This window comes from Selenomonas sp. oral taxon 920 (assembly GCF_001717585.1).
Classification (GTDB): Bacteria; Bacillota; Negativicutes; order Selenomonadales; family Selenomonadaceae; genus Centipeda.
Map to the genome: position 1 here is coordinate 847,117 of NZ_CP017042.1, position 26,189 is coordinate 873,305.

General features: G+C 53.9%; 22 protein-coding genes, 2 pseudogenes and 1 riboswitch. Of the genes and pseudogenes, 21 read left to right on the plus strand and 3 right to left on the minus strand.

The genetic code is table 11. The features are described 5' to 3' along the window. Positions 1-17: 17 nt before the first annotated feature. From BCS37_RS03915 to BCS37_RS03950, 8 genes are all read left to right on the plus strand, one after another. Entirely contained in the window at positions 18-1,007 is a 990-nt protein-coding gene (locus BCS37_RS03915) for an ABC transporter substrate-binding protein (protein ID WP_173862586.1), read from the plus strand. A gap of 28 nt (positions 1,008-1,035) precedes the next feature. Next, on the plus strand, positions 1,036-1,878 hold the full coding sequence (locus BCS37_RS03920) for an ABC transporter ATP-binding protein (protein WP_173862608.1): 843 nt from the start codon (positions 1,036-1,038) through the stop codon (positions 1,876-1,878). Continuing rightward, complete coding sequence (locus BCS37_RS03925) at positions 1,875-2,909, plus strand: FecCD family ABC transporter permease (protein ID WP_069180254.1); 1,035 nt, start codon at positions 1,875-1,877, stop codon at positions 2,907-2,909. The genes BCS37_RS03920 and BCS37_RS03925 overlap by 4 nt, the downstream gene beginning before the upstream one ends. A 1-nt stretch (position 2,910) precedes the next feature. Next, positions 2,911-3,630: an energy transducer TonB gene (locus BCS37_RS03930; protein ID WP_083205766.1), complete on the plus strand. Its 720-nt coding sequence runs from the start codon at positions 2,911-2,913 to the stop codon at positions 3,628-3,630. A gap of 19 nt (positions 3,631-3,649) precedes the next feature. Continuing rightward, positions 3,650-5,671, plus strand: coding sequence for a TonB-dependent receptor plug domain-containing protein (locus tag BCS37_RS03935; protein ID WP_107528585.1), 2,022 nt, complete (start codon positions 3,650-3,652; stop codon positions 5,669-5,671). A gap of 8 nt (positions 5,672-5,679) precedes the next feature. Beyond that, positions 5,680-6,648 carry a TIM barrel protein gene (locus BCS37_RS03940; RefSeq protein WP_069180256.1) on the plus strand — a complete coding sequence of 323 codons (969 nt, stop codon included), beginning with the start codon at positions 5,680-5,682 and terminating at the stop codon, positions 6,646-6,648. Positions 6,649-6,807: 159 nt separating this feature from the next. Next, entirely contained in the window at positions 6,808-7,899 is a 1,092-nt protein-coding gene (locus tag BCS37_RS03945) for a methyl-accepting chemotaxis protein (protein WP_069180257.1), read from the plus strand. A 113-nt stretch (positions 7,900-8,012) separates the two neighbouring features. After that, positions 8,013-8,501 carry a GNAT family N-acetyltransferase gene (locus BCS37_RS03950; RefSeq protein WP_069180258.1) on the plus strand — a complete coding sequence of 163 codons (489 nt, stop codon included), beginning with the start codon at positions 8,013-8,015 and terminating at the stop codon, positions 8,499-8,501. Between the two features lie 523 nt (positions 8,502-9,024). Continuing rightward, positions 9,025-9,203, plus strand: a riboswitch (cobalamin riboswitch). 183 nt (positions 9,204-9,386) lie between these two features. Here the strand turns inward: BCS37_RS03950 and BCS37_RS03955 are convergent. After that, positions 9,387-10,295, minus strand: a pseudogene (locus BCS37_RS03955) (IS3 family transposase); the annotation flags it as partial. Then, entirely contained in the window at positions 10,259-10,627 is a 369-nt protein-coding gene (locus BCS37_RS03960) for a hypothetical protein (protein ID WP_006696607.1), read from the minus strand. The pseudogene BCS37_RS03955 and the gene BCS37_RS03960, both read right to left, overlap by 37 nt. Before the next feature lie 314 nt (positions 10,628-10,941). On the opposite strand from BCS37_RS03960, the gene BCS37_RS03965 reads away from it, so the two are divergent. The 11 genes from BCS37_RS03965 to BCS37_RS04015 all read left to right on the plus strand — a co-directional run bounded on the left by BCS37_RS03965 (position 10,942) and on the right by BCS37_RS04015 (position 22,996). After that, complete coding sequence (locus BCS37_RS03965) at positions 10,942-11,886, plus strand: ABC transporter substrate-binding protein (RefSeq protein WP_069181539.1); 945 nt, start codon at positions 10,942-10,944, stop codon at positions 11,884-11,886. 120 nt (positions 11,887-12,006) lie between these two features. Next, positions 12,007-13,992 carry a TonB-dependent receptor plug domain-containing protein gene (locus BCS37_RS03970; RefSeq protein ID WP_069180259.1) on the plus strand — a complete coding sequence of 662 codons (1,986 nt, stop codon included), beginning with the start codon at positions 12,007-12,009 and terminating at the stop codon, positions 13,990-13,992. Positions 13,993-14,343: 351 nt separating this feature from the next. Further along, on the plus strand, positions 14,344-15,003 hold the full coding sequence (locus BCS37_RS03975) for an amino acid ABC transporter permease (protein WP_069180260.1): 660 nt from the start codon (positions 14,344-14,346) through the stop codon (positions 15,001-15,003). Further along, on the plus strand, positions 14,996-15,715 hold the full coding sequence (locus BCS37_RS03980; RefSeq protein WP_069180261.1) for an amino acid ABC transporter ATP-binding protein: 720 nt from the start codon (positions 14,996-14,998) through the stop codon (positions 15,713-15,715). Before BCS37_RS03975 ends, BCS37_RS03980 begins: the two co-directional genes overlap by 8 nt. A 3-nt stretch (positions 15,716-15,718) precedes the next feature. Continuing rightward, a complete protein-coding gene (locus BCS37_RS03985) occupies positions 15,719-16,603 on the plus strand; it encodes a DMT family transporter (RefSeq protein ID WP_069181540.1) in 885 nt (294 codons plus the stop codon). A 30-nt stretch (positions 16,604-16,633) separates the two neighbouring features. Further along, positions 16,634-17,647 (plus strand): cell division protein FtsZ, encoded by a 1,014-nt coding sequence (gene ftsZ, locus BCS37_RS03990; RefSeq protein WP_069180262.1) that lies wholly within the window; start codon positions 16,634-16,636, stop codon positions 17,645-17,647. Between the two features lie 106 nt (positions 17,648-17,753). Continuing rightward, positions 17,754-18,542 carry an HD domain-containing protein gene (locus tag BCS37_RS03995; RefSeq protein WP_069180263.1) on the plus strand — a complete coding sequence of 263 codons (789 nt, stop codon included), beginning with the start codon at positions 17,754-17,756 and terminating at the stop codon, positions 18,540-18,542. Between the two features lie 30 nt (positions 18,543-18,572). Beyond that, on the plus strand, positions 18,573-20,243 hold the full coding sequence (locus BCS37_RS04000) for a glutamine--tRNA ligase/YqeY domain fusion protein (protein ID WP_069180264.1): 1,671 nt from the start codon (positions 18,573-18,575) through the stop codon (positions 20,241-20,243). A gap of 56 nt (positions 20,244-20,299) precedes the next feature. Beyond that, positions 20,300-20,596, plus strand: a complete 297-nt coding sequence (locus BCS37_RS04005; RefSeq protein ID WP_069180265.1) for a hypothetical protein — start codon at positions 20,300-20,302, stop codon at positions 20,594-20,596. Between the two features lie 33 nt (positions 20,597-20,629). Continuing rightward, positions 20,630-21,916 (plus strand): ArsB/NhaD family transporter, encoded by a 1,287-nt coding sequence (locus BCS37_RS04010; protein WP_069180266.1) that lies wholly within the window; start codon positions 20,630-20,632, stop codon positions 21,914-21,916. A gap of 153 nt (positions 21,917-22,069) precedes the next feature. Further along, positions 22,070-22,996 (plus strand): DUF1848 domain-containing protein, encoded by a 927-nt coding sequence (locus BCS37_RS04015; RefSeq protein ID WP_069180267.1) that lies wholly within the window; start codon positions 22,070-22,072, stop codon positions 22,994-22,996. Between the two features lie 137 nt (positions 22,997-23,133). On the opposite strand, the gene BCS37_RS04020 is transcribed toward BCS37_RS04015, so the two are convergent. Then, entirely contained in the window at positions 23,134-23,676 is a 543-nt protein-coding gene (locus BCS37_RS04020) for a PepSY domain-containing protein (RefSeq protein WP_069180268.1), read from the minus strand. Between the two features lie 190 nt (positions 23,677-23,866). Between BCS37_RS04020 and BCS37_RS04025 the strand changes: the two are divergent. Next, positions 23,867-25,358, plus strand: a pseudogene (locus BCS37_RS04025) (sensor histidine kinase). Further along, positions 25,355-26,062: a response regulator transcription factor gene (locus BCS37_RS04030; protein ID WP_069180269.1), complete on the plus strand. Its 708-nt coding sequence runs from the start codon at positions 25,355-25,357 to the stop codon at positions 26,060-26,062. The pseudogene BCS37_RS04025 and the gene BCS37_RS04030 overlap by 4 nt, the downstream one beginning before the upstream one ends. Positions 26,063-26,189 lie beyond the last annotated feature (127 nt).

Below are 26,189 nucleotides of genomic sequence, written 5' to 3' on the forward strand. Positions count from 1 at the left end.
TCAATGGAAAAGGAGAAATGTCGATGTTGAAAAAAGGAACTTTATTTTTCCTCCTCTGTGTGTTGAATGTACTGCTTACGGCATGCGGCGTTTCAGACAATGCACAGCAAAAACTTGCTGCCTACACGGTCACGGACATCGAAGGAACCGCAGTAGACTTTCCCGCGGCACCGGAGCGCATCATTACGCTCTCGATGAGCACGGACGAGGTCATGCTCGGGCTTGTTGAGCCTGCGCGCATTGCTGCAGTCAACAGCTTGCTCGATGATCCCGTGAGTTCCAACGTCACGGGTCTTGTCAAGGAGATCCCGCAGCGCATCGGCAATCCGACGGTGGAGGAGATTATGGCACTGCACCCTGATCTCGTTGTCGTTCCGGACTGGGGCGATCTCACGATGGTCCCCTCTCTGCGCGAGGCGGGGCTCAAAGTTGTCGTGTGCAAGGGTGCGCGGAATCTCGCAGAGATTCGTGAGACAATTACACTGCTCGCTGCGGCGGCAGGGGTCCCGGAGCGCGGGGAGAAGCTTCTCTCAATGATGGACGGCAAACTTGCCGAGATTCAGGAAAAGGTCGCAAAGATTCCGCAGGACGAGCGCAAGAGAGTTGTCCTCATCTCTCTCATGGGCGGCTATGGCGGACTTGGCAGCAGCTTTGACGAGGCGTGCCGGTATGCGGGCGTTGTCAACGGGCGTGCCGAGCTCGGCATTCGCGACTTTCAAGTGATGACGAAGGAACAGCTCGTTCAGATCGACCCGGACATCCTTTTTCTGCCGACGTACAATGATCGGGGGAACTATGATGTGGGCAAATTCCGTCGGGAATATTTGGGCGATCCGTCGCTCCAGACGATGAAGGCGATTCGAAATCAGGCATTTGCGGAGCCGTTTGAGGGGTATATATACAACTGTTCGCAGGACTTCGTATTTGGCGTGCAGGAGATTGCATACCGCGTCTATGGAGATGCGTTCAAGCAGGGCGAGGATGAGCACCTCTCTGCTGTGGAATAATGAGAAAGGAGGAAGCCCGTTGAGCGAGATGATTCGCGCGGATGAGGTTTACGCGGGATATAACGGCAAGGTCATTTTGGAGAATGTGTCATTCTCCGTGGGAGAGGGCGAGATCGTCGGGCTGATCGGTCCGAACGGCGCGGGCAAGAGTACACTGCTCAAGACACTGCGCGGCATCCTGCCCATGCTCTCCGGCACGGCGATGCTGATGGGGGACGACATCAACGCGCTCGCTGCAAAGGATTTTGCACGGCGCGCAGCATACCTTCAGCAGCATGTGGAAATGACGTTCGACTATACGGCGTGCGATATTGTACTCGCGGGGCGTTATCCTTATCTCTCATGGTGGAGTCAGGAAAAGGCGCATGATCTTGCGATTGCCGAGGCATGCATGGCATATACGGGCGTATCCGATCTTGCGGACAGTCCTCTGCACGCCATGTCGGGCGGACAGCGCCAGCGCGTTCTGCTCGCAAAGGTGCTTGCCCAGCAGACGCCGGTGCTTTTCCTCGATGAACCGGCGACAGGACTGGACATCATCTATCAGGAGGAGATTTTCCGCTTTTGCCGCGAACTCTGTACGGCGGGCAAGACAGTCCTGCTCGTTGCCCACGAATTGAGCCTCGCTGCACGTTTCTGCTCGCGGCTCCTGCTCATCGGGCGCGGCACACTCCTTGCTGACGGCCGTCCGCAGGAGGTGTTGACCGATGAACTCTTGTCGCAGGCATACGGCGCACCTGTGCGCGTGGTTGAGAATCCGCTCACGCATCACGCGGAGGTTTATACAGAGCCGCAGGAGAGCGGCGCGCGGAAACATCATCTGCTCGAGGTGATTCTCGGTGCATCGGGTGAGAGGGGGACGGAGACATGAAGCACGTATGGAGCACACGATTTTTTCTGTGTGCGCTCGGCGGAGCACTTCTCTTTGCCGTTGTTCTCTCGATGAGTTCGGGGCAGTATGACATCTCTATGGAGGCCGTCATAGCTTCCTTTGCCCATGCGGCAGGACTGCCGATCCTCACCGATGTCGTCGTTACGCCGGAGCAGGAGGCCGTGCTCTGGCACATCCGCCTCCCGCGTACGCTTGTCGGGCTGATGGTCGGTGCGGGGCTTGGCATCTCCGGCGCTGTCCTTCAGGGGATATTCAGCAACCCGCTCGCGGACCCCGGCATCATTGGCGTATCGAGCGGCGCCTCGGTCGGCGCCGTGCTCGCCATTGGCATGGGGGTAGCGGCGGGAAGTGTACTCTCTCTTCCTGCCTTTGCGTTTGCAGGGTCGATGCTTGCGGTGAGCCTCACTGTGTCCCTGTCGATGCGGCACGGCCGCATTCCCGTCATGACGCTTCTCCTCTCGGGTGTTGTCGTGGGGATGTTCCTCGCGGCGTGCACCGCAGCGATCCTTACCGTGATGAATGAGCAAAAGATGCAGCAGTATCTGTTCTGGACAATCGGCGGACTGGATTATCGCCGCTGGGATCACGTTTTGCTCGGCATCGGGCCGATCGGGTTCGGCGCGTCTGTTATGGTGCTTCTCGCACGGCATCTGAACCTGCTCGCATTCGGCGAGGTGGAGGCACGCGCGGCGGGGATGCCCGTGACGGCGTTTCGGCTGTTCTTTCTCGTGCTTGCCTCGCTCACAACGGCAGCCGGCGTCTGCATCAGCGGAAATATCGGATTCGTCGGGCTGGTCGTGCCGCATATGATGCGTCTCATTGTCGGGCCCGATCATCGGCGGCTCCTTCCGGCGAGTCTTCTCGCGGGGGCAGTGTTTCTTGTACTCTGCGATTCTGTAGGGCGCATCCTGCTCCATGGCATGGAGATTCGTGTCGGCATCATGACCGCATTTATCGGTACGCCGTATTTCCTGTATCTCCTGCGCAGGCACATGAAGACGGGAGGATGATATGGAGAGTGAAATGATTAAGAACAACGGAGAGCGTAAGGCTTTCGGCCTTTCCCTACTGGTACATTTCATCCTCTTTCTGGCCGCATCGGCGTTGGGCCTCTTCTCGATCGCGGAGCAGTCCGGGCAGAGGGCACCGATTGATGTTGTGCTTTACGATTCGGGCGGAGAAACGGGCAGTGAGGCGGGAGATGCTGCACCCGCGCCTGCTCCGGCGGTTACAATAGATGACATCGTCGTGGAGGATAAGACATTGCCGCAGCCTGAGGAAAGGCCGCAGCAGCCGCAGCGTAAGGCGCAGAATACTGCGCGCACAGCTCCTGCAGATGCAGAAACAGGCAGCGGACAAGCAGCGAATGGGGGCGGCGGCAATCCATCTGTCGGCACCGGAAGCGGAACAGGAACGGGAGACAGCAGCGGAGGAACCGGAAGCGGAACGCTGACTGCTCCGCCAAAGGAACGTGTGGAGGCGAGCCTTCGTTCAGAGGCTGCCCCCGACTATCCACAGGAACTGATCGATGATGATATAGAGGGGGTGGTTACAATCAAAATTCTAGTAGCATCCGATGGTTCCGTGGAGGATGTCAGCGTTGAGTCCTCATCAGGCTATCGTGCGATGGACAAGGCGGCAGTTGCTGCAGGCTGGCGGTTTCAGTTCAATCCGGGGGATAATGGACGGAGGGGTGTGTGGAAAAAGACATTTCGCTTTCAGTTGAATTGATGTTGTTTTTTAGAGGAGAATGTTAATGAAGATGTGGAATAAGAAGTTTCTTGCCGTGGCAGTCGCATTTTCGGCACTTACGGGGCAGGTTTATGCGGCGGAGACTGCGCATACGGGAGGAGAAGCAGATGAGCTGATGCCCACATACTCTCTTGGCGAGGTTGTTGTGACGGCGACACGAACGAAGAAAAAGGATATTGATGTGCCCGCAGCGACGACGGTCATCACGGCGAAGGAAATCAAGGACAGCGGGGCAGCGAATGCGTCAGATGTGCTATCGAAGGTCGACGGATTCGTCTATAAATCCTTCGGCCCCAACGGTGCGGCGATGGGAGCAATGACGAACGAAGTCAATGTGCGCGGCCTCAAGGGCGGTGCACTTGTACTCATGAACGGCAATCCGATCGCATGGCGCGGCAAATACAATCTCGATCAGATTCCGGCGAGTCAGATCGAGCGCGTCGAGATTGTCAAGGGCGGCGCCTCTGTGCTCTACGGAAGCGAGGCGATGAGCGGCGTTGTCAACATCATCACGAAGAAAAAGCATGCCAATGAGGTGCACGCGGGCTTCGGCAACTACGGACAGCGCAGCTACGGTGTAAGTGTCGGGGATGAACGCTTTGGGTTCTACTACAACTACGATAAGTTTGGGCGCAGGGACGGCGTAAGCTACACGGAGTATGCACAGGCTAGATTCCACGGGCAGACGCGTACAGATGTTTACGATATTCTCAAGCAGAATATGGGTGTGACTTATCATGTGAATCCGCGCCTTGATTTCCAGATTGGCTACTATGAGACGGAGGGGAAATATAAGCGAACCGTTACCGCCGTGGACAATACGCATGCCCCCACGCGTGCCCAGCATATCCACATCGGAGCGCCGTACAATCAGCGTAAATATGAAACGAAGCAGTATATTACGCAGCTCAACTATCGTGATACGGATTGGAAGGGGAGCCTTTTCTTCAATACCGGAACGCTGGAATTTATGGGACCGAGCTACTTTCACAGCAGAACAGGGGCAAAGACACCGAATGGCCGGTATCACACACGTGAAAAGAATACGACGTACGGCATCGACCTGCAGCGGACGTGGCAGGTGAATCCGAAGGCAACTGCGATCCTTGGATTTGATCTCGTACATGAGGTCTATGCGGAACTCGCCACGCCGGTGAGTGCTGATCATGCACGCTATACACGCAATAACTGGGGGGTATTCGGTCAATGGGAGCAGCGCTTTAATGAGAAAAACACGGGTATTTTCGGGCTGCGTGAAACATGGACGACGGGTGCCGCGCGCAGTCAGAACTATCACAATCTCAGTGCCTCGGGACAGTGGCTGCACAAGCTCAACGCCGAGAACAGCCTTTATTTGAACATCAGTCAATCCTTTGTCATGCCGACGTTTTCCCAGATGTACCCCAACAATGATCGGCAGATGGCTGCGCCGAACCTGCGCCCGCAGAAGGGCATTAGCTATGAGATCGGGTGGAAGCAGAAGCATGGGGGACATTCATGGAAGGCCGCGCTTTTCCATATGCGCGTTGCGGACAATATCACAGCAAAAGTAGATCGCAGGGGCGGACGTGCGGAATATCAGTATACGAACGAGGACTTCCGCAACATCGGACTGGAGCTCTCCAACGAGATCCAGGGCACGCACGGATTCTCCTACAACTGGGGGCTGACATGGCAGAACCCGCAGACGAAGAGCAATAAGAAGATGCTCGGATGGGAGCGCACCTTCGGCAGGATTCAGCTTACGGGCGGTGTCACCTACAAAAAGGATAAATGGACATCGTCGCTCTCGGCCTCCTATCTCGCCGATCGTGTGCAGTCGCCGTCCGATGCGCCGGCATATCGCTCGAAGCCGTATCTGCTCACAACGTGGAATACGACCTATGCGCCGAATGAGAACAGTGAACTCAGCCTCCGTATCGACAACGTGCTCAATCGTAATGACACCACGATGCACAGTGGATCGGCGTATTACGTTGCGCCGATCAACTATCTCCTCAGTTACAGCTGCAAGTTCTAGGGGCATTTATGCTTACACTGACGAATCTCTCCAATGCTGACTGCGATGTGGAGAACGTTCTCGAAAACGATACGGATGCCATTCCTGCCATCATGCGGGAGCACGAACTTGACGGCATTGAGTTCATGATCTGCGGACCGTGGGACCGTGTCATGCATCCTCCGCAATACATTAAGGGGGTGCACCTCCTGTTTTGGCCGTGCTGGCTGGATTTCTGGCGCGGCAACCGCGCGGCACTCATGGAGGAGTTCGGAAGCGAGGAGAATATCCGTGCCTACTACGGCTCTTTGCACGTCGGCGATTGGATCGCTGCGTGGAAGGAGAACCTGCGGCAGGCGGCAGAATGTCAGCCGCAGTATCTCGTCCTGCACGTCGCGCACAATCGCACATCCGAGATGTATAGGCGTGCATTTGCCGCGACGAATGAGGATGTCATTCGTGCGACGATCGAACTTGTGAATGAAATCGCGTGCGAAATCCCTGAGGGATGCAGACTCCTCTTTGAAAACCTCTGGTGGCCGGGGTTGACTTTTTGTCAGCCGCATCTGGCTGCCATGCTCTTGGAGAAGGTCAATTATCCCGCTGTTGGCTTTATGCTCGATACGGGGCATCTGATGAATACGAATCTTGATCTGCGGAGCGAAGCAGACGGCGCGGCGTATGTGACGAAGATCTATCAGAATCTCGGCGAGGTTGGGAAGCACGTCTATGGCTTACATCTGCACCGATCGCTTTCCGGTTCGTATGTACGGGAGATGATGCACCGCCATGCAGGCTCGTGCGATCCTCTGGGCTGGCAGACGGCGATGGACTATGTCGTGCGTGTGGATCGACATGAGCCGTTTCGGACAGAGGCGGCACGCCGTATCCTTGATGCTGTGCAGCCGGACTATCTCGTGCACGAGTTTTTGCAGCGTTCGCGTACGGATTGGGAGCAGAAAATTCGTATACAGCAGTGTGCGCTCGGTATTTTATAAAAGTGTCTCTGATAAAAGGACAGCTGCGTGCGAAAGGTATGCGGCTGTCCTTTCTTTTTGTTATCAATGCAATGAATCCTCAACTACCGCTTGCATATATGAGCGAATATGGTACAATAAGCCTACATAATTGAGCGTTAGTTTTTTGGAGGGAATGCAATGGTTGACAAGAATACGGGAGCACAGGATTTTGCAGGGACGATTCAGGAGATTGTCGCGGAGCATAAGAAGAACGAGCTCTTCACGAAGCTGCACGGCGGTGAGCCGTATGCCGCTGAGCTGAACGCGCTGATCGACTGTGTGAACGAGGAGCTGGAATACCAGAGGTTCCGTCTGCGCACGGTCAATGAGGCGGTCAAGTCCGGTATGTGGTATATGAAGATCAATCCGGATTTCAGTATTGCCTACGCGATCTGGTCGGATGAGTTTCGCCGTATGATCGGCTTCCGTGGCGAGTCGGACTTCCCGAACACGATCGAGTCGTGGAGCTCGCGTCTGCACCCCGATGATGTGGAGGGGACGTTTTCTTCCTTTAACGCCTGTATCCGCGATCTCAGCGGACGCACGATGTATAATGTGGACTACCGTCTCAAGATTCACGATGGCAGCTACCGTTGGTATCATGCCTCCGGCAATGTCGTACGCGACAAGAACGGGCATCCCGAGGAGATCATCGGGGTATTTGTTGACATTGACGCGGAGAAGAAAAAGCAGGAGGAAATTGAACAGAACACGCAGCGTAAGGAAAAGTTCTACGGTGAGCTTGAGACGATGCTCAGCAGCCTGTATGGGGCCATTGATGCGATTACTACGAGCGTGAGTCAGACGATGGAGCGCACAATGGAGATCTCAAACGTACAGGAGGAGATCACGAAGGCTGCGGAGGATACGCGCAGCCAGACGGAGAACACGCTCAAAATGTCCGAGCTTGTCATGACGATCTCGAAGCAGACGAACCTTCTCTCACTGAATGCCTCCATCGAGGCTGCACGCGCGGGCGAGGCAGGGCGCGGCTTCTCCGTTGTGGCGGAGGAGGTCAGAAAACTTGCCGACAGCAGCCGCGATGCCGCAAGTAAGATCTTCGAGGCGCTCGAATCCATGGAGAAGGCGGCAAGTCATATCACCGAGCGCATTAAGTCCATCAACGGACTGATTGAGAATCAGGCAGCGAACATGAAGGAGATCAGCGCCTCGGTCGAGGAGGCAAAGGCAATGTCGGACAGTATCGAGGCACTGTCCAAGAAGCTGTGATTTGCCCGTATCAGCATTGACCTGAAAACGACAGCGTCCCCCATAAGCAGCATCTTTCGGTGTGCTTATGGGGGAAATTTCTTATTTATTGAAATTAAGATGGGAATGAGAAGATGGCAAGTGGGATTACACTTCGTACCTATCAGCCAGGTGATCCGAGCAAGGTTTGTTATTTTCAATACGAACTCTACAGGCGTCAGTATGGCTTCAACGGATTTTATGAGCAGGAGATGCTGCGCGGAATGGCGGAGCTCTACGATGATTTGGAGGGGAGTCGGATGTGGATTGCCGAGCTTGACGGGAAGCTGATCGGCGATATTGCAGTCATCAAAAAGGGTGCGGACAGGGCACAGCTGCGTTGGCTCGGCGTAGATATGGATGTGCAGGGACACGGGCTTGGAAATAAACTGCTTGCGGAGGCAATCGCTTTTTGCCGCGAGAAAGGTTATCGCCACCTTTTTTTGGGTACGCTTGATCTATTGAAACCTGCACGTCATCTTTATGCTAAGTTTGGATTTCATCGGACGAAGAGCGAATCATACAACGAATGGGATAAAAACAGAGAGATGTGCCGTGAGATTTGGGAATGTGAATTAACATAATATAACTCTAAGTCGCAACATCAAATCGGACAGTAGAGTGTAACAGAATCAAAATTTATGAGAGAAGAGAGCTTTCAAGGCAGCATCGAAGCATTCTTGCGGAGTCTTATAGTCCAGAATCTTGCGTGGGAGCGTATTGATCCAATCCTCCACATGCTGTAATTCTTCCACCGCATAAGTTTGTCATATCCGTCCCCTTTTTCCAGACGGTGGTGTCAAGTTCCCAGTTTCCAAAGGTCCTGTACTCGGAACGATCGGGGCATGGCAGGCAATACTCTCACCGAGCGACCTGCCGTAGTTCTCTTTGTGATTCCGACGGTGTACCTTTTGTGGTAGAATGTGCTTGGGACATACAGAACCTCCTGGGATGTTTGGGCAGAGGTATTTTACGGCTTGATTCTGTGTATTCTGTCTTTTGATGTCTGATTTCATTTTACAATGAATCACCAATGAACCTTCCTTAAATACTAGTAACAATATTGACAAGACTGTCATCTAGTGATATTCTATTTTAGATAAAAATTTCATAGAGATTGGATTAGGTATCGAAGGATTTAATAGAGAATCCGGTATATGCCGGAGCGGTCCCGCCACTGTAACAGTGAGCAACCTGCAATATGTCACTGGGAGAGTACTTTCTTGGGAAGGCGCAGGTATGCGATGAACTGGAGCCAGGAGAACTGCCTGATTGACAATCACCGTTTGACCTGCGAGTGATGGGGAAGGGGATTCAGTTGTTGTTGACATCTGTCTTCCGGCGATGCACTAGTCAACAAAAACTGGACACAAAAACCTAAAAATTAGTCATTAGAATTGAGATACTGTACATATTCATCGAAGATGTGATACACAGAATATCCATGACCTCCATTCAAAGGACACGTATCAAGGAGCCGCACCTTCGTGCTTTGGCGCGAACTGCTCCCGATACTGCTTCGGCGTAAGGTATCCAAGGGCATATGCAGGGCGCTCCGCGTTGAAGAAGCGAATGTAGTCGGATACCTGAGCGGGGACATTCTCCGGCGAAGTAATATGGAAATCTGTAAAGAGTTCGGCCTTGATCCAACCATTAATCGCCTCCATCGCGGCATTGTCTGTCGGTGTGCCGGCTCTGGACATTGACCTGACAATGTTGTACATGGGCAGGAGTTCGTTGTAGCTCTTGGATGCGTAAACAGAGCCTTGATCGCTGTGCAGGATGAGCTTCTGATTCGGATACTGCTTCTTGAACGCAAGCACGTCCTGCAAGCCGTCGAGGTAGGTCATGCGATCGCCGCGCTTGGATGAGAGCGCGTGGGCAATGAGCTCGTCATTCCACAAATCCATATATAGTGTGAGCTCGTAGTATGTGCGCTCCACATAAAAAGCGGTCATATCACTCACCACACATTCCATGGGGCCGGTGATGTTGATTCCTGCAAGCAACAAGTTCGGATAGGTTCTGGACGGATCGCCCTCCTTCTTGTAGCTGTAATGTTTGCAAAGGCTCTTGATCCCTGCGATCTTACAGCATTTATGGGCATAGGGATCGGAAAATACGATTCCTTTGTCCAATCGGATCTTGGCATTCAGCCAGCGGTAGCCATGGGAGGGAAAGCGCCCATGGTATTCCTGAAACAATCCGATGCTCTGCACAAGCCGTTTCTTCTGTTCGGGTGGATGTTCCACGCTCTTCTTCCAGTTGTAGAAGCTGCTGCGTGGGATTCCGGTCTTTGTACAGAGCAGCCGGATGGGGAACTGTCCGGAAAGCTCCATGACTACTTGGTATTCTTCCTGCCGATAGGAATGAACGTCTTTTCCGCACCAACTCCTTCCACCAGATAACCTTTTTTTAAGCGTGCCTCTGTGATCCTTGCCATAACGAGGGCGTCGATGAGTTCTTCTTTCGTCATGGACTGGAGATCTTCCAGGCCGGTGGGAACTGGTATGGATTTGGTCTTGGCAAGACCCAAGCAGCTGCGCACACCCCTTTTCGGCGGGAGCTGGTTGGCATCCCGGTAGTGGCGCATGTAATCCCGTGCGGTCTGCTCGCTGATCCCATATTCTTCTGCTGCTTCATATCTCGTAAGCTCGCCGTCGTAGATCCGACGGCCTATGTCCAAACGTTGCTCCTTGGTGTACTTCACGTGGCAACCTCCTGTCTGCATCGGGAGATAGGCTGTCCGCTGCCTGTCATCCTGTGTACAGGATACTGCAAACAGTGTCCATTTTCTACCCCCTCTGTGTCCAGTTTTAGTTTACCACTTCAGCGAAGCCGGATTTTTGTGTTCTTATAACTAAAACGCCCCTTTCTGCACAGCAGAGAGGGGCGTTTATAAAATAACATGATATATTTTTGCGCGAGTGTTATACGATATGTAAAAGGAGTTGTTGAACTATGAGCAGATGGTTGCGTCTGGATCTTGACTGTCTGCGTGCGGTAGGCCTGTTTTGCATATTTATGCTTCTATTTGCTGTGGCAGGCTGTGCCACTCCAGAAAGACAGGATAAGACCTCTTATAGTGTCACCGATGCAGAAGGGACCGATGTTCCTATTTTGCATAAGCCGCAGCGGATTCTGACGATTGGTGCGAGTAGCGATGAGATGATGCTTGGTCTTGTGGAGCCAGAACGTATGGCTGCAATTAATGTGTCTCTTGCCAATACGGAGGATTCAAATATTCCATGGGTACGTGAGAGAATTTCGAATATTATTTCTCGCAATCCCTCTGTGGAGGAGATTGCAGCCTTACAGCCGGATCTCGTAGCTGTTCCGGAATGGCTGCCGAAGGAGAATGTCGATGCCATACGAGAATTGAATATACCTGTTGTTGTATTTAAATCGGCGGCGACAATAGGCGATATTCATGAAAATATTCGTCTCTTTGCAGCGGCAGTTGGTGAACCAGAGCGTGGGGAGATACTCATCGAGAAAATGGAAGAAAAACTCGCTCAGATCCATAAAAAAATTGCCTTAGTGCCTGAGGAGAAGAAGTATAAGAGCATTGCACTTATTTCTATTATGCCAAACTATGGCGGTGCAGGTTCTACCTTTGATGAACTCTGCCGTTATACAGATTCCGTTAATGCAAAGGCTGCGGCGGGGAACCATATGGGGCAGGAGATGACAAAAGAACAGCTCGTTGCTGCGAACCCTGACTATCTCTTCTTCCCCAGCCATGAGAACGAAAGTTCGCGGGAAGAAAATTTTGGCAAGCAGTATTTGGAGGATCCCTCTCTTGCACAGATGACTGCTATACAGGAACGAAGGATTGGGCATCCATGGGCGAGGTATACTTACAATATCTCTCAGGATATTGTGTTCGGCATACAGGAGACTGCATGGATTCTTTATGGCGATGAATTTCAACAGTCGCGGCAGGAGTTTTTGACTGCTGTGGAGTAGGAGGTCCCTTTGGATGAATTTGAGAGGTAGGCAAGGGACACCCTGCATGAGAATGTTGATGTTTGTACAAAAGTTTTGGTATGTTCATAATCATAGCTTCGCAGAAAGGCGGATATACATATGATCTTTTGGAATAGAAAATCACTGTTGACGGCAATTCTTGTCATGCTTTCTGCAGCTTCGACGGATGTATTTGCAGCTGAGGCAATGCATGACGAAGATGGTGCGAAAGAGGAGATGTCGACGCATTTTTTAGAGGAGGCCATCGTAACGGCGACGCGTTCGCAGAAAAAGGCTGTTGATGTGCCTGCATCGACGACGGTTATCACAGCGCAGGAGATTAAAGATAGCGGAGCTGCAAGTGCGGCCGCTGTCTTGCAGAAGGTCAACGGTTTTGCCTATAAGTCCTTTGGACCGAATGGTTCGTCCATCGGCTCGACGAATGAGCTTAATGTGCGCGGCTTTCGAGGTGGAATGCTCGTACTAATGAACGGAAATCCGATTTCTTGGCGAGGAAAATACAATCTGGATGCAATTCCCTCGTCCTATATTGAGCGTATTGAAATCGTCAAGGGAAGTGGTTCTGTTCTCTATGGCAGTGAGGCAGTGAGCGGCGTCGTCAATATCATCACCAAGAAGATCCCTGAAAACGAGGTGTATGCTGGCTTTGGAAATTACGGGCAGAGGGAATATGGCGTAAGCGCAGGAGATGGTCGTCTCGGCATCTACTACAACTACAGCAAGTGGGGCCGCAGGGACGGCGCTTCGTATACAAATGTAAATGCGAGGAATTTCAAAGGTGAAACACGCACGGATATTCACAACATTGAAAAGCAGAGCGCAGGGCTCAGCTATCAGATTAATCCGCGGTTCAATTTCCTGTTGAACTACTATGAGACAGAGGATACGTATCATCGCACTATTTCGAGTGTGCGGAGCAGTCTGCAGGGGCTGCGTGTCGGGGAGCCGTATTACGTGCGCAAATATGCGGTAAAGCGCTATACGACGCAGCTCAACTACAGCGACCGCGATTGGCAGAGCAGGTTCTATTTCAACACAGGGACAGCAGAGACATTCGGCCCTGTCTATATTTCGGCAGTTGGCAGACGCTCACCGCAAGGACAATATCAAAAGTATGAGAAGAATATGACGTATGGCATCGATTTGCAGCGGTCATGGAGAATGAACCGGTCTGATGCGATCGTTGGTTTGAATTTTGAGCGTGAGGACTATCATGAGCTGCCAGCATATTCGACAAGTCAGGGAAAGCATTACGCGCGCAGCAACTGGGGCGTATTTGGACAGTGGGAGCAACGTTTCGATAAACGTAATACCGGGATCTTTGGGCTGCGTGAGACATGGACAACGGGGGCAGCGAAGGATCAGAACTACCATAATCTGAGTGCATCTGCACAGTGGCTCCACAAACTTAACCACGACAGCAGTGTCTATCTGAACGTCAGTCAGTCGTTCGTTATGCCCACATTTGCGCAGATGTATGCAGAAAATGCGAGTCAGATTCCCGCACCGAACCTTAAGCCTCAGACCGGGATCAACTATGAGTTGGGCTGGAAACGAGAGCATGACGGACATGTATGGAAAGCAGCACTCTTTCATATGCGCGTCAAGGATAAGATTACAGCGAAGTGGGCAGGGAGTGCGTACCAGTATACCAATGAGGATTTTCGCAATACGGGTGTTGAGATCTCGAATGAGATTCGGAGGGAGCGTGGGTTCTCCTACCAATGGGGACTGACGTGGCAAAATCCTGAGACAAGAAGTTCTAATAATACATTTGGATGGAACCGCGTATTTGGAAAAGTTCAGCTCACAGGAGGTGTCGTCTACAAAAAGGGGAAGTGGATGTCCGCACTCAACGGATCCTATCTGGCATCGCGTGTTAAGTCTCCGTCGAGTGCACCTGCATACCGGACAAAGCCGTATCTGCTCACTACTTGGAATACAGTCTATGCGCCGGATTCATCGAGTGAGATCAGCTTTACAATTGAAAATGTCCTCAACCGCGACGATGTGACCACGCATACAGATGCTAACTATTATGTGGCCCCTATCAGTTATATGCTGAGTTATCGATATGCATTCTAAAGACATATATTTCTTTCGCATGATCGATATGTAAGTGAACAGCCTCTCGTGGCAGATTTTAAAATCTGCCACGAGAGGCTGTTCTGCTTTTTATTTTAGTATACGCTGATAAATTCAGCACCATCGTCTTGACACATCTTTTTCGTCCGCACAATACCAGCAAATCCTCCACCTAACCCTTGCTATGCGTCCAGTTTTCCTCCTCCTTCAGAAAAATCTACGCCAATCCGACGGATTTCATTTTATCCGTGATTCCTTAAGAGCCTGAATTTATTGACAGCGCTCTGTGATTGAAATATAATATGAAGAACGGCTATTTATGCAGGACTATAGGGGAGAATGGATGGGCTTATGACTTTTGATATGAATCTTGTGTTCAACTCATTCCCACTGCTGCTCATCGGCGCAGGGGTTACGATACAGATCACGGTGCTGTCGACGGCGATCGGCTTTGTGATCGGTCTGATCGTGGGGGTGGCGCGCATCTCGAATCTGCGCCTCCTGCGTATGCTCGCGGAGGTCTATGTGGAGTTCTTCCGCGGGACGCCGCTGCTCGTGCAGATCTTCCTTTTTTACTTTGCCCTGCCCGTCATCACTGGACAGCGGATTGACCCATTCATTGCGGCAATCTCAGCGTGCGGCATCAACTCGGGCGCGTATGTGGCGGAGATCTTCCGCGCGGGCATTCAGTCGGTCGACGACGGACAGATGGAGGCAGGGCGCTCTCTCGGCATGACGTGGCTGCAGACCATGCGCTACATTATCGTGCCGCAGGCGTTTAAGCGCGTCATTCCGCCGCTTGGCAATGAGTTTATCGCCATGCTGAAGGACTCATCTCTCGTGTCGGTCATTGGCTTCGAGGAGCTGACGCGGCGCGGGCAGCTCATCATTGCCAAGACCTATGGCTCATTTGAAATCTGGATGAGTGTCGCCGTCATCTATCTCGTGATGACGCTGACAATTTCGCGCTTTGTCGCATATCTGGAACGGAGGTATCGCGTCCATGATTGAGATTAAGGGACTTCGCAAGTCATTCGGCGCGGATGAGGTGCTGAAGGGCATCGATCTCTCCATTGATGAAAAGGAAGTTGTCGTTATCATCGGCCCCTCAGGGTCGGGCAAGAGCACTCTTCTGCGCTGCATGAACCACCTCGAAGAACCAACGGCGGGTGAAGTCATCGTCGACGGGATTACGCTCTCGAGTGAGGCAAATATCAACAAGGTACGTGAAGAGGTCGGCATGGTATTCCAGCGCTTCAACCTCTTTCCCCATATGACGGTGCTCCAGAACATCATGCTGGCACCGACAAAGGTCAAGCACGTCGCCCGTGACGAGGCGGAGAAGACGGCACGAGAGCTGCTCGCACGCGTGGGGCTGGCGGAAAAGGCGGATGCCTATCCGGACAATCTCTCAGGAGGGCAGCAGCAGCGCGTTGCGATTGCGCGTGCGCTCGCCATGCGCCCGAAGGTCATGCTCTTTGATGAGCCAACCTCGGCGCTTGATCCGGAGATGGTCGGAGAGGTGTTGGATGTCATGCGCGCACTTGCAAACGAGGGAATGACCATGGTCGTTGTCACGCATGAGATGGGCTTTGCCCGCGAAGTGGGCGACCGTCTGCTCTTCGTGGATGAGGGGCGTATCATCGAGTCGGGTGTGCCGCGCGAGGTGTTTGAGCATCCAAAGGAGGAGCGCACGCGCAGCTTCCTGTCGAAGGTGCTCTGATTGATGCGCCTGCGCGGGACTTTGATGCTGCTGGCAGCATCGTTTTTTTGGGGCACGACCTTTGTCGCTCAGATTCTCGGGATGGATGGGCTTGGCCCATATACCTATGCAGCCGCACGCTTTGCACTTGGCGTTCTCTTCATCGGAGCTCTGTGGCTTCTCTATCGCGACAAGCGTGCAGAGCAGAGGCGCGCGGGGACGTTTCGCTCGGGCTTTCGGGCAGGCATTCCCGTTGGTCTCGCGATGTTTATCGGCGTGACGCTCCAACAGGTCGCACTCCTCTACACAACGGCGGGTAAGACGGCGTTCATTACCACGGTCTATATTGTCCTCGTTCCGTTCGCCGCTGTCCTGCTTGGACAGCGTGTCCGCGCGGTGCAGTGGGGTGGTGCAATCCTTGCGTTTGCGGGAGTTTACTTCCTCTCCGCGCATGGGGAGATCACGATCAACACGGGCGATCTGCTCGTTCTCATCTGCTCCTTCTTTTGGATGGCGCAGATTCTGCTCATTGACCGTTATGCGCGCGCTGTCGATGCGATTGAGCTCTGTTTTATGCAGATGATTGTCTGTACAATTGGCAGTGCTGTCCTTGCTGTGATCTATGAGAGTTTCGCATGGATCGATATCTGGGGCGCGGCAATTCCGATCCTCTACGCCGGTCTGTTCTCCTGCGGGGTTGCCTATACCTGTCAGATTCTCGGACAGGCGTATGTAGAGCCAACACAGGCGGCGATCCTCATGTCGACGGAGGCGATCTTTGCCGCAGCAGCGGGGCGGCTCATCCTCGGGGAGACGATGAGCGGCGTTCAGCTGCTGGGCTGTGCGCTCCTCCTTGGCGGTGCGCTTATGGCACAGGTGCGCGGGACAGGAAAATCACAGAAAAACTGATGGAATCGTTACTTCGATGGGAGTATACATATGCCGGCAGCTGAAATTATCAAACCGAAAATCACGATCAAGGTGGTCGGCGTGGGCGGCGGCGGCAATAATATCGTGCGCTGCGTACGCGAGAAATACGATCTCGACATCACGCTTGTCGGCATCAACTCCGACCTGCGGCAGCTGAATACCCTGCACAAGCAGGGAATCGTGGTTCTGCCCATCGGAGAGAAGCTGACGAACGGACGCGGCACGGGCGGGCGCGTCGAGATTGGGGAGCAGGCGGCACGCGAGGAGGAGAAGGCGATCCGTGCGATGCTCGAGGGCTCTGATCTCGTTATCATCACAGCCACGATGGGCGGTGGATTCGGGACGGGGGCAGCGCCTGTTGTGGCGGAGATCGCTCGCGATATGGGGGTTCTCTCCATCGGTGTCGTCACCACGCCGTTTCACTTTGAGATGGCGCGCAAAATGCAGACTGCACAGGCAGGTGTTGTGCAGATGCAGGACCATACGGACGCATTTATTACGATTCACAACGATAATCTCCTTAAAATTGCGCCGGATCGGACGATGTCCTTCGTCGATGCCTTTGCTCTCGCGGATGAAGTGCTGCGACAGACGGTTGGCTGCGTGGCAGAGCTAATCCTGACGACGGGAGTCATCAATGTTGACTTTGCGGATGTCACAACGATCTTTCGTCAGAGCCCGTCGAGTGATGCGCTGCTCGCCATCGGCGTGGACGAGAGTCCGCAGAAGGCAGTGCGAAAGGCAATCGAAAGCCCGCTCCTCGACCGCGATGTCGTAGGGGCGCGCGGCGTTGTGGTCAACTTTACGGGCGACCCTCGGATGAGTCTGCGCGATATTGATGAGGCGGTGCACTACATTCATAGGAGCGCACATCCCGAGGTCAATGTCATTGTTGGTGTGGTCGTGCAGCAGGAGATGGAGGGCAGGGTGCAGGCAACACTGATTGCAACGGATTTTGATGACGGCTACACCCCGATAACAGAGGGGGGAGCGGATCAAGTGAAGCCTGTCGGATTGGTGTAGATTTTTGCGCTGACAGAGCAATAAACCGATTGCAGAGTGAAGCTCTGCGGGATTTGCCGACACAGGCAGAGTGAAAAGATGTCAGTATGTGAAAGGAGGAACGCAGATGAAAGAGCTCCTGCATGAGATGCACGCATGGATGAACGACTATATGCGTTCCTTCCGCACGGACGATCCCGATGTGATGCGTGGGATTCGTCTCAAAGAGATCCATACAGGTTATGTTACAGCGAATGCACGTGCACTTGCAAAGCATCTCGGATGCAGCGAACACGACACGGCACTCGCCGAGATCATCGGGCTCTTTCACGATGTGGGGCGGTTCCGACAATATGCTGTCTATCAGACGTTCAACGATGCGGCGTCGGAGGATCATGCGGAGCTCGGGCTAAAGGTGCTCGCGGAGGAAGTCGACTTTTTGGAGCGGCTCGTGACTGCGGATGCGGACATTGTGCGCTTTGCGATAAAATACCATAACAAAAAGGCAATCGCAGAGACGGACGATGAGCGAAAGCTGTTTTTCGCGAAGCTCATTCGCGACGCGGACAAGCTCGACATTTACCGCGTGCTGCTGCCGTTCCTCGCACACGATGGGGCGGAGAAAGCACCGAACTTTGTACCGTCGGATGCGGCGCAGGAGGTCAGCCCCGACTTCGTGGCGGACTTCGCGGCGGGACGGCAGGCGGACTACTATCGTCTGCGCACGCACGGCGACCGCAAGATTGTGCGGCTCATGTGGATCTATGACATCAACTTCATGTGGACGCTGCGGCGCATTGTGGAACGCGGCTATGTGGACGCCTTTATTGAGAGCCTTCCGGCGCAGGAGGGGATTGCCGAGGGTGTCGCACGTCTGCGCGCCTATATCGAACGGCTCTGCGCACAGAACGATTGATTGAACGTATACGGATCGAGGAGTAGGGACATGGCGGACGTAAAGACATCGAATTTTATCCGAAATATCATCGACGAGGATCTGCGTGCAGGACGGCACGCGGCGGGCATCCACACGCGCTTCCCGCCCGAGCCGAACGGCTACCTGCACGTCGGGCACGCAAAGTCCATCTGTCTCAACTTCGGCGTTGCCGAGGACTACAATGGTCTCTGCAATCTGCGCTTTGACGACACGAACCCGACGAAGGAGGATGTCGAGTATGTGGACTCCATTCAGGAGGATATTCGCTGGCTCGGCTTCTCGTGGGGGGATCGTCGCTTCTACGCGTCCGACTACTTTGAGCAGATGTATGAATATGCAGTCACATTGATAAAAAAGGGGCTCGCCTATGTGGACGACCTCTCGGCGGATGAGATCCGCGCTTATCGCGGAACACTGACCGAGGCAGGTGTGGAGAGTCCGTACCGCAATCGCTCTGTGGAGGAAAATCTCGATCTCTTCACGCGTATGCGTGCGGGGGAGTTCCCCGACGGTGCGCGCGTCCTGCGCGCGAAGATCGACATGGCATCGCCGAATCTTGTGATGCGCGACACGGTAATCTATCGCATTGCCCATGTGCCGCATCATCGGACGGGGGATGCGTGGTGCATCTACCCGATGTATGACTTCGCACATCCGATTTCGGATGCGATCGAGGGCATCACGCACTCGCTCTGCACGCTTGAGTTCGAGGAGCACCGTCCGTTCTATGACTGGCTGCTCGAGGCACTTGGCTTTCCTGCGGGCGAGCGTCCGCGTCAGATTGAGTTTGCACGGCTCAACCTCTCGGGGGCGATCACGAGCAAGCGCAAGCTGCGCCAGCTTGTCGAGGAGGGCCATGTGCGCGGCTGGGACGATCCGCGTATGCCGACCATCTCGGGCATGCGCCGCCGCGGCTATCCGCCTGCGGCCGTACGCGCGTTTTGTGAGGAGATCGGCGTCGCAAAGAGCAACAGCACGGTCGATAACGCTATGCTGGAGCACAGCGTCCGCGACGAGCTGAACTGCAATGCGCCGCGCGTCATGGCGGTGCTGCGCCCGCTGAAGCTGGTCATCACCAACTATCCCGCCGAGGGCGGGACGGAGTACTTGCTCGCCGAAAACAGCCCGACCCACGGCGGACAGCGTTATGTGCCGTTTGCCCGTGAGCTCTACATCGACCGTGAGGACTTTATGGAGGATGCGCCGAAGAAGTTCTTCCGTCTCAAACCGGGCGGTGAGGTGCGCCTCAAACACGCTTACATCATCAAGTGTGAAGAAGTTGTAAAGGATGATGCGGGGGAGATCATGGAGCTGCGCTGTACCTACGATCCCGAGACGCGGAGCGGCGGTACTGCGGCAGGCCGCAAGGTCAAGGGCACGATCCAGTGGGTTGCGGCAGAATACGCACTCACGGCGGAGGTACGGCTCTATGAGAGTCTGCTTCGCGACATCCCCGAAGGTGAGGAGGAGCCGGAGCATTTCATTGACGCACTGAATCCACACTCGCTCGAAATTTTGACAGATGCCAAGATTGAGCCGAGCGTCCGCCTCACGGCAGCAGGAGCGCACTACCAATTCCTGCGCGTCGGTTACTTTGTTGTTGACCCGGATACCACACCGGATCATATAGTGTTCAACCGCATTGTCGGGCTGAAGGACTCATGGAGCAAGATGAAATAGTCCTTTCCCGTTCATGCTGTGTGCCGCTCTATAAAGACGGTATAAGGAGGTTTGCTGTGGCAAAGATACCGAAGAACCGATCGGACAGCGATATGATGCAGGGGGTCGAGGAGGAGGAAACACTCTCAGAAATCCTGCTGCGGAAGGAACGGCAGGCTGAGGAACGCGCACGTCAGCAGGCGGCGCAGGAACCTCCCGCCGATCTTGTCCGCGCGGGGCTCTCCTCCGCACAGGCAGAAGAACTCGGTCGGGCGCTCTTGGAGCTGAAGCTGGCGCTGGCACAGGATGGTGTTCAACAGTATCGGCTCAAGATTCAGCGCAAGGATCGTCAGGTAATTATCACGGCGACGTGATGGATTTCTCACAGATGAGAAGAAGGATGTGAAATGATGGAAAATGCAACGATAGTGGCAATCGTCATCTTCGTTATTGCGTACGCGCTCATCATCTCCGAAAAGGTGCACCGCACCATCGTCGGACTGTTCGGCGCAATGCTCATGATACTCTGCGGCATCATTGAACAGGAGACTGCAGTCCACCATATTGACTTCAATACGTTGGGGCTCCTCATGGGTATGATGATCATTGTGAATATTACGAGCGAAACGGGACTTTTCAACTTTCTCGCTATTTGGGCAGCACAGAAGGTAAAGGCGCAGCCGATCGCGCTCCTCGTCGTGCTCTCGACCATCACGATGGTCTGCTCGGCCCTCCTCGACAACGTCACAACGGTTCTGCTGACCGTGCCCATTACCTTCAGCATTACCTCGCAGCTCAAGGTCGATGTCATGCCCTATCTCATCTCACAGATTCTCGCCTCGAACATCGGCGGCACGGCAACCCTCATCGGTGATCCGCCGAACATCATGATCGGCAGTGCGGTCGGACTTGACTTCATGGCATTTGTGGAAAATCTGACGATCATCTCAATAATTATCTTTATCTTGGTACAATTCATTCTTATCGCTCTCTACCACAAGGGGCTGCATACCCAGCCGGAGCTCCAGGACAAGATTATGCGTCTGCCTGCAGGGGCGCAGATCACGGATCACAGCCTTCTGAAGAAATGCCTTGCGGTTATCTTCCTCACCATCACACTCTTTGTTCTGCACGGCAGTCTCGGACTCGAATCTGCGACTGTTGCGCTCTCGGGTGCGGGCCTTCTGCTCCTCCTGACGGCGACGCGTGATGAGGAGACAATCGTCAAGGTGCTCTCCAAGATCGAGTGGCCGGCGATTTTCTTCTTCGGCGGCCTCTTCATCCTCGTCGGTGCACTCGTAGAGACGGGAGTGATTCGCATGCTCGCCGCCGAGGCAATCAAGGCGACGGGCGGCGATGTTGAAGCGACGGCGATCCTCATCCTCTGGATGAGCGCATTCGCATCGGCATTTATTGATAACATTCCGTTTGTGGCAACTCTGATCCCGCTTATTCAGGACATGGGACAGATGGGGCTCACGAACCTCGATCCGATGTGGTGGTCGCTTGCCCTCGGCGCGTGTCTTGGCGGCAATGGTACACTTATCGGCGCGAGCGCGAACGTTGTCGTTGCATCCATGTCGGCGCAGCGCGGACGTCCGATCTCCTTCATCGGCTTCATGAAGATCGCGCTCCCGATCATGACGTTTACCATCATTATCTCGAACATCTATATCTACATTCGCTATCTCTGAGCGGTATGATATCGGAATCCCCGACTGCTTTGGCGGTCGGGGATTTATTGCGGTCGTATGTGCTGTTCTAAGGAATCGCTGATAAAATGAAATCCGTCAAGATGACGGTGCTGAATGTATTAGTGCTTCTTTAAGAGAAAAGGGGGGATGGCGATGATTCTGCATACGGGAATGCGTACGGATATCCCTGCGTTCTATGCGCCGTGGTTCGTGAACCGTTTGTGTGCAGGCGAGGTCTGTGTACGCAATCCCTACGACAGTCAGCAGGTCACGCGCTATCTCCTCGACCCGCGCGTCGTCGATCTCATTGCATTCTGCACGAAGAATCCTGCGCCCATGCTCCCCCATATAGATCTTCTCGCACCGTTCGGGCAGTTCTGGTACGTTACCATTACGCCCTACGGAAGGGACATTGAACCGCATGTGTTGCCGTGGCAGGAGGTTGCCCGCTCCTTTCGGCAGCTGTCTGCAATCGTCGGTATACACCGCATTGGTTGGCGTTACGATCCCATCATCATCGACGAACGACATACGATTGACTGGCATCGGCAGCAATTCGCTCAGATGGCGGAGATGCTTGCGGGGGCGACGCAGATGGTTGTCATCAGCTTCCTCATGCGCTACGCCAAGACGCGGCGCAACTTTCCCACATCGCGTGATGTCACGCGTTCGGAGCGTCTGGAACTTGGCGCGTGTATTGTAGAGACAGCGAGAACGCATGGCATGACTGTCTATCCGTGCGGCGGCGGGGATGAACTCGCCGCATTCGGTGCGGATACGGGCGGCTGCATGACGCCGCGCATCTACGAACGTGCTCTCGGGAGGCAGATACGGTTCCCAAAATATCAGCGACAGCGCAAGGAATGCGACTGTTATCTCGGGGCGGACATCGGCGCGTACGACAGCTGCCCGCATCTCTGCCGCTACTGCTACGCAAATACGCATTTTACACGTGTCGCAAAGAACAGATGCCGGCACGATCCTGCTTCGTCCTTCCTCATCGGACACGCGGAGCCCGGTGACCGTGTGCATAACGCCGTGCAGGAGAGCTGGCTGAACATGCAGGAGAGACTGTTCTGAACGGAACGCTGCTTTTGTTCTATGAGGGCATCGCTGACAAAATGAAGTCCGTCCGATTGACGTAGATTTTTCGCCAAAGCGCAAGCATATGAGATGTGTTAAGATGGCACGGCTGAATTTATCAGTGACGCCTTATATTAAAAAATATCGTCATCCACTTCCGCTTTGCTTGACAGAACAGTGCCTGTTACAGCGTCGATCCGAAGCTTGTACTCCATGTTGCCTGCGTAGCATTTCACCTTGTAGAAGGGGCGAGAATCGGGCTGTATCGGTGCCTCGGAGGCAGCTGTGTACCCTGTCGGAGATGCTGGTGTCTGTTGCGGCAATGCCGTCGGTTCATGGTTCAAACGTGTTCCGTGATCTTCCCAATGGTGGTCATCGTGATCCCGTACGTCAAGATAGATCGGACGGAAATTCAGTTCTGACAGCGGCTTTCCAATTGCTTCTGCTGCAATCGTTCGAACGCTGTCCTCGTCCAGCAAGATGATGTTCCGCTGCGCTGCCTGTGCAGCAATCATCTCTGTGCGGGCCTGCTTCTCCATGAGGGAACGTGCCTCCACCTGCTGATGATTCCAGTATGCTCCGCCTGTTGTGACAACGCCGGCGAGCACAGCCGCCTTTTTCAGACGTGCCGGGGTGAATGCCTGCTTGACCTGATCTTTGAGATTCTGCACTTCCATGATGATTTCCTTCTCTGCCTTGCGGCATATTGTGTGTATTTCTGCTGCTGGGTAAATCATACGGAATAATTTTAAACAAAGTGTAAACACAAAAATAATTTTTTTTGAAAATTTTCCTTCTACGCAGATTTTTCGCCGTGTATCCGTTATAATGGCATATGTATTCCGGAAATGAAAGTGAGTTTTTGCCATGCATCTGCGTGATCTGTCGCTCAGAACCAAATTGTTGGTGACAAACGCTCTGATGGTTGTCATACCAATCTGTGTGCTCGTTGCCGTTGGTGCGGCGCTCTTTGGCGGACTCCGTCATACGGGTACATTAGCAGCAGGCACTTGCGCTCCTATGGCCTGAGACAGGCAAGGCACTTTTTGTGCAGTTTGCTTTGAGTTCGCTGCGCGCGGCATCTGAGAAAAAGAAATTCAAACTGAATCATGTGGCGAGTGACATCCATCTCCTCGAGGGGGCGGGTGTGCAGATTCTCGTCATGCAGAGGGATGAGGGGTACTTGACTGCGGAGGCGGATGAAGATGAGCTTCGCCGCATGGTTCAGCGTAAATGCGGCATGCATGGTGCGGCACTTGTATGGGACGGGGATGGCCTATTCTTTCGTTACGAAGGCGTGAAGAACGGCACAGTCATTATGGGAACCGGCATCGTTCCTCTGATGGGGGATGGTGCAGATCCGTTGATTCCGCCGTCCATGCGCGAAATAATCCTGAATGCCATATTTATCTTCCTCATTCTTATTGCCTCGGCAGGGATACTGCTTCTCGGGCGATATCTTGCGCGTCTCCTTTCGGAGCAGATACTCGCACCTCTCGAAGAAATGCGTGCTGCTGCGGTAGCGATCCAACGAGGTGAACTCGAGCATGCCCTGCCGCCGATGGGCAATGATGAGGTGGGGGCAACCTGCCGTGCGTTTGACGCTATGCGGAGCGACCTTGCACGCGCCCGCATGCGTGAGGAGCAGGAGGCAGTGCGGCGCAGGGAGCTCTTCATTGGGATTCTTCACGACATTGCAACGCCGCTGACGGCGATCAAGGGGTATGCAAGCGGTCTTCTTGACGGCGTAGCACATACGGCGGAGAAACAGCGTATCTATGCTGAACGCATTCAGCGTTCGGCAGCAACGATGGAGAGACTGACTGCACGCCTGCGCGAATTCCTGCGTCTGGAATCGGGACAGATGCCGCTTACATGGGAAACAATCTGTGCACGGGACTTCCTCGTGGAGACCATCCGTACGTATACGCCTGATTTCGTGGAACAGGGGCTGCATCTTGCGATGGAGGAAACAGAGATAGATGCATCCATTCGCATTGACCGTGAGGAGTTTGTCCGTGTACTCAAAAATCTATGGGAAAACAGCAGCAAATACCGACGCGGTGATTGCGTGCAAGTTCATATGTCACTTGCCGCAGAGGGATCTTTCCTTGCCATCCGATGCGATGATGACGGCGCCGGTGTCCGTGCGGAGGAGCGGATAAAACTCTTTGACAGTTTCTACCGTACGGATGCCGCACGCACGAATGTTGCGGCCGGCAGCGGGCTGGGGCTGGCGATTGTACGCCAGATCATGACCGTGTTTCGAGGAAGCGTGCGGGCGGAGGAGTCGCCTGACGGAGGCTTGCGCATCGTGCTTTTGCTGCCTATTGTTCCGCGTGAGGGAGGTATGGAATGAAGAAGGTGCTGCTTGTCGAGGATGATGGTGATATTGCAGAACTCGAGCGCGACTATCTCGAGGCGGACGGCTTTGCCGTCGATGTCTCGTCCGACGGCGACGAGGGAATGCGTCTTGCACGCACGGGAGACTACTGTCTGATTCTGCTGGATGTCATGCTGCCCAGTGCGGATGGCTTTGCAATTTGCCGTGCCGTTCGTAAGGAACGCGACATTCCGATCCTCATGGTCTCGGCGCGTCTCGAAGACGTGGATAAAATTCGCGCGCTCGGACTTGGCGCAGATGACTACATCGTGAAGCCGTTCAGCCCGAGTGAACTGGTTGCACGTGTCAAGGCACATATCGCGCGTTATGAGCGCCTGAAAGGAGATGTGCAGGAATCTATTCCCGCCCTGCACTTCGGTGCACTTGAAATACAGCCGCAGACGCATCGCATATTCGTCTCGGGGCGTGAGGTACGTCTTGCTGCACGCGAGTTTGAACTTCTTCTCTTCCTCGCGCAGCACCCCCAGATCGTATTCAGCAAGGAGACACTATATGACCGCGTCTGGAGTCTGGATGCCGTCGGCAGTACCTCCACGGTGTCCGTTCATATGAACCGCCTCCGCGAAAAGATCGAGACCGATCCTGCGAATCCATGCTGGCTTCAGACCGTCTGGGGCGCGGGTTACCGATTTAACAGCGAGGCAACAGGGAACATTTGAACGTGCGCGGAAGTTATCGAAAAAATGCTTGCACTTTATGAAAAACATCTGTATAATACAGAGCGTTGAAATCCGTTCCTCAAGACCTGATAGTCGTTCAATGAACGAGTGAAGCCTTGTTTATGCA

What these genes read in the sequence shown, in the direction of transcription:
- BCS37_RS03940 (WP_069180256.1), top strand. Translation starts at nt 5,680, where the DNA reads ATGCTTACACTGACGAATCTCTCCAATGCTGACTGCGATGTGGAGAAC.
- BCS37_RS03915 (WP_173862586.1), top strand. Translation starts at nt 18, where the DNA reads ATGTCGATGTTGAAAAAAGGAACTTTATTTTTCCTCCTCTGTGTGTTG.
- BCS37_RS03930 (WP_083205766.1), top strand. Translation starts at nt 2,911, where the DNA reads ATGGAGAGTGAAATGATTAAGAACAACGGAGAGCGTAAGGCTTTCGGC.
- BCS37_RS03985 (WP_069181540.1), top strand. Translation starts at nt 15,719, where the DNA reads ATGCGCCTGCGCGGGACTTTGATGCTGCTGGCAGCATCGTTTTTTTGG.
- BCS37_RS03995 (WP_069180263.1), top strand. Translation starts at nt 17,754, where the DNA reads ATGAAAGAGCTCCTGCATGAGATGCACGCATGGATGAACGACTATATG.
- BCS37_RS03950 (WP_069180258.1), top strand. Translation starts at nt 8,013, where the DNA reads ATGGCAAGTGGGATTACACTTCGTACCTATCAGCCAGGTGATCCGAGC.
- BCS37_RS03975 (WP_069180260.1), top strand. Translation starts at nt 14,344, where the DNA reads ATGACTTTTGATATGAATCTTGTGTTCAACTCATTCCCACTGCTGCTC.
- BCS37_RS03925 (WP_069180254.1), top strand. Translation starts at nt 1,875, where the DNA reads ATGAAGCACGTATGGAGCACACGATTTTTTCTGTGTGCGCTCGGCGGA.
- BCS37_RS03945 (WP_069180257.1), top strand. Translation starts at nt 6,808, where the DNA reads ATGGTTGACAAGAATACGGGAGCACAGGATTTTGCAGGGACGATTCAG.
- BCS37_RS04010 (WP_069180266.1), top strand. Translation starts at nt 20,630, where the DNA reads ATGATGGAAAATGCAACGATAGTGGCAATCGTCATCTTCGTTATTGCG.
- BCS37_RS03965 (WP_069181539.1), top strand. Translation starts at nt 10,942, where the DNA reads ATGCTTCTATTTGCTGTGGCAGGCTGTGCCACTCCAGAAAGACAGGAT.
- BCS37_RS03970 (WP_069180259.1), top strand. Translation starts at nt 12,007, where the DNA reads ATGATCTTTTGGAATAGAAAATCACTGTTGACGGCAATTCTTGTCATG.
- BCS37_RS03920 (WP_173862608.1), top strand. Translation starts at nt 1,036, where the DNA reads ATGATTCGCGCGGATGAGGTTTACGCGGGATATAACGGCAAGGTCATT.
- BCS37_RS03935 (WP_107528585.1), top strand. Translation starts at nt 3,650, where the DNA reads ATGTTAATGAAGATGTGGAATAAGAAGTTTCTTGCCGTGGCAGTCGCA.
- BCS37_RS04015 (WP_069180267.1), top strand. Translation starts at nt 22,070, where the DNA reads ATGATTCTGCATACGGGAATGCGTACGGATATCCCTGCGTTCTATGCG.
- BCS37_RS04020 (WP_069180268.1), bottom strand. Translation starts at nt 23,676, where the DNA reads ATGGAAGTGCAGAATCTCAAAGATCAGGTCAAGCAGGCATTCACCCCG.
- BCS37_RS04000 (WP_069180264.1), top strand. Translation starts at nt 18,573, where the DNA reads ATGGCGGACGTAAAGACATCGAATTTTATCCGAAATATCATCGACGAG.
- BCS37_RS03980 (WP_069180261.1), top strand. Translation starts at nt 14,996, where the DNA reads ATGATTGAGATTAAGGGACTTCGCAAGTCATTCGGCGCGGATGAGGTG.
- BCS37_RS04030 (WP_069180269.1), top strand. Translation starts at nt 25,355, where the DNA reads ATGAAGAAGGTGCTGCTTGTCGAGGATGATGGTGATATTGCAGAACTC.
- ftsZ (WP_069180262.1), top strand. Translation starts at nt 16,634, where the DNA reads ATGCCGGCAGCTGAAATTATCAAACCGAAAATCACGATCAAGGTGGTC.